Below are 8,562 nucleotides of genomic sequence, written 5' to 3'. Positions count from 1 at the left end.
GGTAGGTGGGGCGGGAGGCTTTGAGGGCTTGTTGGGATTGGTGCCAGTAGGTGGCCAGGTCGAAGTCGGGGGGACGCACAAACGCCTGGTCCGTGAGGGTGGCTGCGGTTAGGCGGCTTAGGCGGTAGGTGCGGAGGTGGCCGGCGGGGCGGGCGGCTATGAGGTACCAGGTGCGGGTTTTGGCTACTAGGCCTAGTGGGGCGATGGGAAAAGGGGTGGTGCCGTCGGCGTAGGTGATGTGGAGGGTGCGTTCTGCCCAGACTGCTTGGCGGCAGAGGTCTAGCCAGCGGGGCCGAAAAGAGGTAACACTGCCGCGGCTGTCGTCCCAGCCGGCGTGGTCGATGAGGAGGCGTTGGCGGGCGTACTCGGCGTCGCGGCGGGAGGTGTCCGGGAGGGTGGCGATGAGCTTGAGGACGGCTTGGTCTGCGGAGGCGTCCAGGCCTAGGTCGGCTAGGACGTGGGCGGTGGCGCCGACGAAGACGGACATGACTTCGGACGGCGTGAGGCCGGTGAGACGACTGCGGTAGTCGGGGAGCAGGGACCAGCCGCCGCCGCGGCCGCGGGTGGAGTAGACCGGGACGCCGGCCAGGCTGAGGGCGTCCAGGTCACGCTGGACCGTGCGGTGCGAGACGTCGAGGGTGGCGGCCAGTTCGGCGACGGTGGAGCGGCCGCGGGTCTGTAGCTGGAGGAGGAGTCGCAGGAGCCGCTCGGCGCGCATGCGAAGAACTATGCCACCTAAATAAGACATCAAGTGTGGTGTTTTGTTCCTACGGTCGCGGGATGACTGTTGTTGAAGTGGATGAGCTCGCCATGTCCTATCGCGCCCCGGTGCGCAACGGCGGGCTGCGGGCGGCGCTCGGTTCGTTGGTACGCCGCGAGTACAAGACCGTGCAGGCACTCGACCAGGTGTCCTTCACGATCGGCAAAGGTGAGGTGGTCGGGTTCATCGGGCCGAACGGCGCCGGCAAGACGACCACGATGAAGATCCTGTCCGGCATCCTGCACCCGACCGCCGGTCGAGTCGCCGTCCTCGGGGACACCCCCTGGCAGCGCCGGGCGCCGTTCCTGAAGCGGATCGCGTTCGTCCGCGGCAGCCAACCGGTTGGTGGCTCACAGGAGCTGACGGTGATGGACAGCCTCGAATACCAACGGCTCCTGTACGACGTCGCCCGCCCCGACTTCCGGCGTACCCTCGACGAGCTCCAGCAACTCCTCGACCTCCAACTGGATCGTCAACTCCGCGCGCTCAGCCTCGGGGAGCGGATGCGCGTCGGGCTCGCCATGGCGCTGATCTACCGCCCTGAGGTCCTCTTTCTCGACGAACCGTCGATCGGCCTCGACGTCACTGCGGCCGCGCAGATCCGCAGGTTCATTGCAGATCACGTGCGCACCACCGGCGCGACCGTGCTGTTGACCAGCCACTACGTAGCCGATGTCACGTCCCTCTGCGAGCGCTTGATCCTCATCGACCAAGGCAAGCTCGCGTACGACGGCCCGTTTGCTGAACTGTCCGCCCGCCTCTCGCCCTACGCGGCCGACCTGCTCGAATCCCTTCGGGAAGAAGACCGATGAGAACGCTGTCCCTGCTCACTTTCCGCATCCGGCAGCAGGTGCTCGAGTGGTCCGGCGCCTGGTGGTTCCTGCTGACGCTCGTCGTTCAGGCTGTCATCGCTCCGCTGATCGGCCTGTTCATCTGGTCGGCCGTTTACCCGGACGATCCGAGCATCACCCGCTACTACGTCGCGATCATCCTGGTTACGCTGATGACCGAGTCGTTCGAGCAGCACACCTTCTCCAATCGCGTGTACGACGGAACGCTCAGTCACGAACTGCTTCGTCCGCAACCGGTTGTCCTGGGCGTCATCGGCGAGAACCTGGCGATCCGCGGCTGGCTGACGTTGCTCGGGGCACCGATCGTGCTGGTGACCGCAATCGCCTTGCACACAACGTTCGCCTGGCAATCGGTGTTGTTGGCAATCCCCGGGATCGCGCTGGCCGCCGTACTGATCTTCCTCTTCACGTTCCTGCTTTCGCTGACCGCGTTCTGGACCGACCGCGTGCACCCGGTCGTTGGCTTCGGCAGCCAGCTCGCTTTCCTCTTCGGCGGTACGGCGGCCCCGATCGGCCTCCTGCCCGACGGTTGGGCACGGATTGCTGAAGCGCTGCCCTTCTATGGCATGCATGGTCTCCCAGCAGAGATTGCCTCAGGCAAGCAGTACGACGGTTCGCTCGGATATCAGCTCGGTTGGGTGGCAGTGCTCACCATCGCGGCCGCCGCGGTCTGGCGAGCCGGCATCCGGCGGTACACGGCGGTGGGATCGTGAAGCTCCTCCAACTGTTCGGCGCCGGCTTCTCGATGTCGGTACGCCGAAGCGTCGCCTTCCGAACCAACCTGCTCTTCGACGTGGTGCTCGCCTTCACCGGTCTCGGTACGACGATCGCCGCCGTCGCGATCGTGTTCACCAGAACGGATACCGTCGGCGGCTGGTCGAAGGCGGAGTTCCTCGTCCTGATCGGGACGTACGAATTGATCACCGGCCTGCGGTCGGCCTTCATCGACCCGAACCTGTCCTGGTTCCCGGACAACGGCATCCGCAACGGCAAACTCGACGCCTACCTGCTACAACCCGCCCCGAGCCTGTTCCTCGCAAGCCTGTCGCTCTCCGCGCCTCTCGCGTTGATCCAGTGCGTGCTCGGCGCCGGCGTCCTCAGCTGGGGCATTGGAACCGCCCCCGACAAACCCGACCTGTACGGCGTCCTGAGCTGGCTCCTGCTCGTCATCGCCGGACTCGTGGTGACGTGGGCGCTCAGCGTCTTGCTGGCCTGTCTGGCGTTCTGGGCGCCGAAGCTCCAGCTCGATGTCTTCTACCACTCTGCCTGGCAGCTCGGCCGCTACCCAACGGACGTGTTCGCGAGGCCGATCCGGTTCGCGCTGACGTATGTCTTCCCCCTCGCTCTGATAGCCGCGGTGCCGTCGTCCGCATTGCTCAACGGTCCGAACGCCGGCCAGCTAGCAGCCGGGTTGCTGGCGGCAGCGGTCGCGGCCGGGCTGGCCGCACTAGCTTGGCGAGCTGGCCTCCGCCGATATACAGGTGCGACGTCCTAGCCCTCGTGGGTAGCGTGCGTGGACATGGCTGACGACTTGTTTGCGGTTCCACGGCTGGCAGCGGTGTACGACGCCTTGGAACCGGCGGTACGAGACGACCTGGAACCCTACGTCGCGATGGTGGCCGAGTTCAAAGCCGAACGCGTACTGGACGTCGGCTGCGGAACCGGAGAACTGGCCTGCCTGCTGGCCGGGCTCGGCATCGACGTGATCGGTGTGGACCCCGCGGCAGCCTCGCTGGAGGTTGCCAAGGGCAAAGAATTCGCAGAGAAGGTCAGCTGGATCCACGGCGATGCAACAACGTTGCCGGAGCTGCAGGTCGACCTGGCCGTGATGACAGGGAACGTGGCGCAGGTCTTCCTGACCGACGAGGAGTGGGCGGCGACAGTGGCCGGCATCCTCAAGGCGTTGAAGCCCGGCGGCCGGTTCATCTTCGAGACGCGCGATCCGGCGTACAAGGCCTGGGAGCAGTGGGCAGAGTGGACGCGCGAGAGCACCTACCGCGAGGTGCTGCTGCCCAGCGGGGAAACCGTGGCGAACTGGGGTGAGCTGACCCGGGTCGACCTCCCGTACGTCAGCTTTCGCGGCACCTACGTGTTCAGCTCGGACGGCGCCGTTCTCACGTCGGACTCGACCCTGTGGTTCCGCGAGCGGGATCAGGTGTCGCTGGACGGCTTTGTGGTCGACGAAGTGCGAGACGCGCCGGATCGGCCGGGGATGGAGTTCGTGTTCGTCGCCAGGAGCGCCGACAACGTGCGATGGGCGGTGCGGGACATGACCGGGTTCGTCTCGACGTAGTACCAGAGGCAGCCGATCGCTTGGGCGAGCGCCCAGCCCATCCCGCGCCGCCACTCCGCGTCGTTGCTACCGACCGTCGTACGGAATGCTTCTCGGGCCACCGGATCGAGCAGGTTCCAGGCCGGCTGGAGGTCCATCGCCGGGTCGGAGACGGTGAACGTGCCCACGTCGATCACGCCCGCCAGCCGGCCGTCGGTGGCCAGCAGGTTGCCCGGCATCAGGTCACGATGGGTCCACGTGTCAGGCGAGGTTCGCGGCGTCTCGCGCAGCACAGCCCACAACCGCGCCAACCCCTCGACGTCGATCAGGTCGCGACTGCGCGCCAGCCCGTGGGCGACGGACTCGTCCTGAGAAGCCAGTACGCCGCCCCGCCACGAACCGGTGAACACGCGCCCCTCGGTCGGTTCCGCACGCAGCGCGAGCACGAACCGAGCGAGGTCCTCGGCAAAATCCACTGACCCCGCGACATCCGCGTCGTACGCCGTCGTGCCGTCCAGCCAGGTGTAGACGGCCCACGGCAGCGGGTATCCGTCACCAGGCGAGCCGAGCGTGATCGGCAGGGGAGTCGGGTACGGCGAGATCGCGTGCAGCCGGCGAGCCGCAGCCGCCTCGTCCTCAAGCTCCTGGCGAACCCGCGCCGGATCACCGGGCTGGAGGGGGAATCGCGCGACGAGGTGCCGCCCGGGCGAAGGACCCGAGCCGCACTCGATCCGGAACAGTGCGTTCACCGTCCCGTGCGACGGGACCGCGCGGATCGCGACCTCGCGCCACTCCGGAAACTGCTCCCGGATCAGCCCTTCGACGAGCCCGACGGTGATCTCCAGTTGGCCGGCATGCATCAGGTAGTCGCGAGCGGTCGGGCTCGGTCTGTCGCGAGCTTGATAGCGAAGACGGCGAGCGCCGTACCGGTCAGGTAGCGGTGGATGCGCATCCAGGTCGGCCGCCGGGTCAGGAAGACGGCGACCGAGCCCGCGGTGATGATGAAGACCGCGTTCATCGCGACCCCGACCACGAGCTGGGTGAGCCCCAGGATCAGGCTCTGGGTGCCGAGGTGGCCGCGGGACGGGTCGAGGAACTGTGGGAGCAAGGAGATGTAGAGAATCGCGATCTTCGGGTTGAGCAGGCAGGTGAGCAGGCCCATGCCGAAGAGTTTGCGGGAGCTGTCCGGCTCGAGCTCCTGAGTCGCGAAGACCGAGCTGCCGCCGGGGCGGAGGGCGTTCCAGGCGAGCCAGAGCAGGTAGGCGGCGCCGGCGAACTTCAGCACCACGTAGATCTCCGGGACGAGCGCGAACAGCGTGGCCAGCCCGGCACTTGCCGCCAGCAAGTAGACGAGGAACCCGACGCCGACCCCGGCGAGCGACGTCAGCCCCGCGCGGCGGCCCTGCGTGATCGACCGCGAGATCAGATAGATCATGTTCGGCCCAGGCATCACCACCAGCCCGAGCTCAACCAGCGCGATCCCCAGCAACGCCTCACTACTGACCGGCATTTCAGTTCCTCTCGTCGGCCACGAACTTAACAGCGCGCCGGACCGGGGCGGCCGGGATTTTCGCCTGCTGGGATACCTTGCGGGGATGGAGGAGCAGGAATGTATGCGGTGTGGGAAGCCGGTCCAGGAGACCCGCGAGGACTACGAAGTCTTCGAGCGCATGCACTGGGACTGTTTCCACTTCGAGTTCGAGCACAATCTGTACGGCGACATCGCCGAGGACGTCGATTGCGGGCAGCCGAGCTGTCCGGTGACCGCCTGACGGTATTGCGGTCGCTCACAGTCCGCGCACTCGGCTAACGTGTCGTCGTACGCCTGACGGTTTGAAGGAGACGGTATGAGCGAGAGCGACAGCAAGCCGGCGGACGATCTGCAGAAGAAGTTCCGGGAAGCGCTGGAAAAGAAGAACGCCGGCAATCACTCCCACCCCGGGAACGGCAATCAGGGCCAGGGCGCCGGTGAAGCGCACAACGACAAGCAGAAGCGCCAGTTCCGGCGCAAGTCCGGCAGCTGAAATACGCCAACTGTCCATCCATCCGCCTGAGCCCCGGGTTGCCGCCCGGGGCTCGACTCTTTCCCCGGTATTCTCGGCTGGTGAGTGTTCCGCTGCATTACGTGGTCAAAACCCGGCTGGTCGAACTGATCGAACAGCTCGGCGAGGGGTCCGGTCTGCCGCCTGAGCGGGTGCTGGCGAAGGACTTCGGGGTCTCGCGGTGGACGATGCGCCAGGCGATCCGGGAGCTGATCGCCGACGGGCGGTTGCGGGCCCGGCAGGGGCAGGGGACGTTCGTTGCCACGCCGAAGATCGTGCAGCCGCTGGCGCTCGTGAGCTACACCGAGGCGCTGCGAGCGCAGGGGCATGTGCCGGCGCGTGAGGTGGTCAAGTTCGACGAGATTCCGGCGGACGACGTACTGGCTGAGCAGTTGGCGATTGCGCCGGGGGATCCGGTGTTCGAGCTCGAGCGGGTCCTGTTCGCGGATGAGCAGCCGATCGGGCTTGAGACGACGTACCTGTCGGTGGCGCGGTTTCCGACCCTGCGCGAGGTCCTGGACGCGACCGGCTCGCTGTACCGCTGCCTGACCGGGCAGTTCGGCGTCCAGTTCGGTGAGGGCGAGGAGCTGGTCGAGACGGTGATCGCGTCCCCGCGCGAGGCCGAGCTGCTCAAGGCGACCCAGCAGCTGCCGATGCTGCTCCTGCACCGCCAGACCCGCGACACCGATGGCCGCACCATCGAGGTGGTCCGCTCCCTCTACCGCGGCGACCGCGTCGGCTTCCGCGCCACGCTGCGCCCGTAAGAACCGAACTTTTACCTGCGGTTCATCGGCAGGCAACCTCCCTCGCACAGGCTCTTCATTGGTCCGGACCAATCTGGTGGTCAGGCGAGATGATGGGAGAAGCCGGTGCGGGTGGTTGTGGTGGGTGGCGGGGTGCTGGGGACGATGCACGCTCGCGAGGCGGTACTGCGGGGGCATGAGGTCCTGCAGATCGAGCGCGAGGTCGAGGCGCGCGGCGCGAGTGTGCGGAACTTCGGGCTGGTCTGGGTCAGCGGCCGGTCCGACGGCGCCGAGATCAAAACCGCGCTGCGGGCTCGCGAGCTGTGGGCCGACGTACCGGGGATCAGCTTCCGGCCGCACGGGTCGCTCACGGTCTGCCGGACCGAGGAGGAGCTGGCCGTCGCGAAGGAGGCCGCGGCCCGCCCCGACGCGGCGGAGCGCGGCTTTCAGGTGCTGGATGCGGAGCAGACGCGCGACCGCAACCCTGCGTTGCAGGGCGACCTGTTGGGCTCGTTGTGGTGTGAGCGCGATGCGATCGTCGAGCCCCGCGAGGTGCTCCCCGCGCTACGCCAAGAGCTGGCGAAGTCCGGGCGCTACCAGTTCCTCGGCGGGAGAGAGGTGCGGACCGTTGACAGCGGCGAGATCACCGACGACCACCACGAGACACACAGCGCCGACCTGGTGTTCCTGTGCACGGGTGCCTGGCACAGCGGCCTGATCCGCGAGCTCACCGAAGACCTGCCGGTACGGCGCGTCCGGCTGCAGATGATGCAGACCGAACCGCTCGACGTACCACTCACTACCGCCGTAGCGGATGCGGACAGCTTCCGCTACTACCCGGCGTACGGCGGTCCCGCGGTCGAGGCATTGGCGCCGCAGGCAACTATCGCGCAGCAGCACGCGATGCAGCTGTTGATGGTCCAGCGCACGCACGGCGGCCTGACGATCGGCGACACCCATGAATACGCGGAGCCGTTCAACTTCGACGTCCAGTCCGATCCGTACGACTACCTGACCCAGGCCGTCGAGGACATCCTCGGCCGCCCGATGCCCAAGATCACCAAGCGCTGGGCCGGCGTCTACTCCCAAGCGATCGATACGAGCGGCGACGGCATCGTCGTACGGCGTGAGGTCGCCAAGAACGTCCACCTGGTCACGGGACCGGGTGGCCGCGGCATGACCATGTCCCCGGCGATCGCCGAGATGAGCTTCGAGGAGTTCGGCAAATGATCCAGCTCGCAGTGCTCGACATGGCCGGTACGACGGTCGCCGACGACGGTCTCGTCGAACGCGCCTTCACTGCCGCGATCGGTGCCCAGGGCATCGAATCCGGCAGCGCGGCCTACGACCGGATGATTGCCCACGTCCGCGCCACCATGGGCGAATCCAAGATCACCGTCTTCCGCGCGCTGCTCGGCGCCGAGGAGTCGGCGCAGCAAGCCAACAAGGCCTTCGAGATCGCGTACGGCGAACTTGTCGACGAAGGTCTGCATCCGGTCGACGGGGCCGAGGACGTGATCCGCGGACTCCAAGAGGCCGGGATCAAGGTCTGCCTGACGACGGGGTTCGCCCAGACCACGCAGTACCGGATTCTGTCCGCTCTCGGCTGGCTGGAGCTGGCCGACCTCACTTTGTGCCCGGCGCAGGCGGGCCGCGGCCGGCCGTACCCGGACATGGTTCTGAAGGCCGTTCTGGAGCTGGAAGCCGACGCGGTGGCGAATGTCGCTGTCGCCGGTGACACCGCCTATGACATGACGACGGGGATCGCGGCCGGTGCCGGGATCGTGGCCGGCGTCCTCACCGGTGCCCATGGCAAGGACCAGCTCCAGGCCGCGGGTGCGACGCACGTTCTCTCGTCGATCCGGGATCTGCCCGGGTTGATCCTTAGCTGACA

11 protein-coding genes and 1 pseudogene are annotated in these 8,562 nt (G+C 67.1%); 9 read left to right on the top strand and 3 right to left on the bottom strand.

Features of this window, described 5'->3' with window-relative positions; all coding sequences use genetic code 11:
* Positions 1-718, bottom strand: a 718-nt coding sequence (locus E1263_RS26950) for a helix-turn-helix transcriptional regulator (RefSeq protein ID WP_165956760.1), incomplete at its 3' end; no start/stop codon positions are given.
* Positions 719-780: 62 nt separating this feature from the next.
* On the opposite strand from E1263_RS26950, the gene E1263_RS26945 reads away from it, so the two are divergent.
* From E1263_RS26945 to E1263_RS26930, 4 genes are read left to right on the top strand one after another with little or no spacing between them, the layout of a single operon-like run.
* Positions 781-1,572: an ATP-binding cassette domain-containing protein gene (locus E1263_RS26945; protein ID WP_165956759.1), complete on the top strand. Its 792-nt coding sequence runs from the start codon at positions 781-783 to the stop codon at positions 1,570-1,572.
* Positions 1,569-2,324 (top strand): ABC-2 family transporter protein, encoded by a 756-nt coding sequence (locus E1263_RS26940; protein WP_132172235.1) that lies wholly within the window; start codon positions 1,569-1,571, stop codon positions 2,322-2,324. Before E1263_RS26945 ends, E1263_RS26940 begins: the two co-directional genes overlap by 4 nt.
* On the top strand, positions 2,321-3,106 hold the full coding sequence (locus tag E1263_RS26935; protein WP_238161572.1) for an ABC transporter permease: 786 nt from the start codon (positions 2,321-2,323) through the stop codon (positions 3,104-3,106). Before E1263_RS26940 ends, E1263_RS26935 begins: the two co-directional genes overlap by 4 nt.
* A 24-nt stretch (positions 3,107-3,130) precedes the next feature.
* Positions 3,131-3,904, top strand: a complete 774-nt coding sequence (locus tag E1263_RS26930; RefSeq protein ID WP_132172233.1) for a class I SAM-dependent methyltransferase — start codon at positions 3,131-3,133, stop codon at positions 3,902-3,904.
* Between the two features lie 50 nt (positions 3,905-3,954).
* Here the strand turns inward: E1263_RS26930 and E1263_RS43800 are convergent.
* Both E1263_RS43800 and E1263_RS26920 read right to left on the bottom strand, forming a co-directional pair.
* A pseudogene (locus tag E1263_RS43800) lies at positions 3,955-4,743 on the bottom strand (phosphotransferase); the annotation flags it as partial.
* Positions 4,743-5,393 (bottom strand): LysE family translocator, encoded by a 651-nt coding sequence (locus tag E1263_RS26920; protein ID WP_132172231.1) that lies wholly within the window; start codon positions 5,391-5,393, stop codon positions 4,743-4,745. The pseudogene E1263_RS43800 and the gene E1263_RS26920, both read right to left, overlap by 1 nt.
* A gap of 85 nt (positions 5,394-5,478) precedes the next feature.
* Between E1263_RS26920 and E1263_RS42865 the strand changes: the two genes are divergently transcribed.
* The 5 genes from E1263_RS42865 to E1263_RS26905 all read left to right on the top strand — a co-directional run bounded on the left by E1263_RS42865 (position 5,479) and on the right by E1263_RS26905 (position 8,560).
* Positions 5,479-5,655 carry a hypothetical protein gene (locus E1263_RS42865; protein WP_165956758.1) on the top strand — a complete coding sequence of 59 codons (177 nt, stop codon included), beginning with the start codon at positions 5,479-5,481 and terminating at the stop codon, positions 5,653-5,655.
* A 75-nt stretch (positions 5,656-5,730) separates the two neighbouring features.
* The gene (locus tag E1263_RS42860) at positions 5,731-5,907 is read left to right on the top strand and encodes a DUF5302 domain-containing protein (protein ID WP_165956757.1); all 177 of its coding nucleotides are present in this window, start codon (positions 5,731-5,733) and stop codon (positions 5,905-5,907) included.
* An 80-nt stretch (positions 5,908-5,987) separates the two neighbouring features.
* Positions 5,988-6,689 (top strand): GntR family transcriptional regulator, encoded by a 702-nt coding sequence (locus E1263_RS26915; RefSeq protein ID WP_132172229.1) that lies wholly within the window; start codon positions 5,988-5,990, stop codon positions 6,687-6,689.
* 105 nt (positions 6,690-6,794) lie between these two features.
* Positions 6,795-7,898, top strand: coding sequence for a TIGR03364 family FAD-dependent oxidoreductase (locus E1263_RS26910; RefSeq protein WP_132172227.1), 1,104 nt, complete (start codon positions 6,795-6,797; stop codon positions 7,896-7,898).
* A complete protein-coding gene (locus E1263_RS26905; protein WP_132172225.1) occupies positions 7,895-8,560 on the top strand; it encodes a phosphonatase-like hydrolase in 666 nt (221 codons plus the stop codon). Before E1263_RS26910 ends, E1263_RS26905 begins: the two co-directional genes overlap by 4 nt.
* Positions 8,561-8,562 lie beyond the last annotated feature (2 nt).

Source organism: Kribbella antibiotica, from assembly GCF_004349055.1.
GTDB lineage: Bacteria > Actinomycetota > Actinomycetes > Propionibacteriales > Kribbellaceae > Kribbella > Kribbella antibiotica.
Note: the sequence above shows the minus strand (reverse complement) of the source record. Positions and strands in the feature narration are given on the sequence as shown.

Excerpts from the sequence above, each read along its gene's own strand:
- E1263_RS42865 (WP_165956758.1), top strand. The coding sequence starts at position 5,479 with ATGGAGGAGCAGGAATGTATGCGGTGTGGGAAGCCGGTCCAGGAGACC.
- E1263_RS26905 (WP_132172225.1), top strand. The coding sequence starts at position 7,895 with ATGATCCAGCTCGCAGTGCTCGACATGGCCGGTACGACGGTCGCCGAC.
- E1263_RS26920 (WP_132172231.1), bottom strand. The coding sequence starts at position 5,393 with ATGCCGGTCAGTAGTGAGGCGTTGCTGGGGATCGCGCTGGTTGAGCTC.
- E1263_RS26945 (WP_165956759.1), top strand. The coding sequence starts at position 781 with ATGACTGTTGTTGAAGTGGATGAGCTCGCCATGTCCTATCGCGCCCCG.
- E1263_RS26930 (WP_132172233.1), top strand. The coding sequence starts at position 3,131 with ATGGCTGACGACTTGTTTGCGGTTCCACGGCTGGCAGCGGTGTACGAC.
- E1263_RS26940 (WP_132172235.1), top strand. The coding sequence starts at position 1,569 with ATGAGAACGCTGTCCCTGCTCACTTTCCGCATCCGGCAGCAGGTGCTC.
- E1263_RS42860 (WP_165956757.1), top strand. The coding sequence starts at position 5,731 with ATGAGCGAGAGCGACAGCAAGCCGGCGGACGATCTGCAGAAGAAGTTC.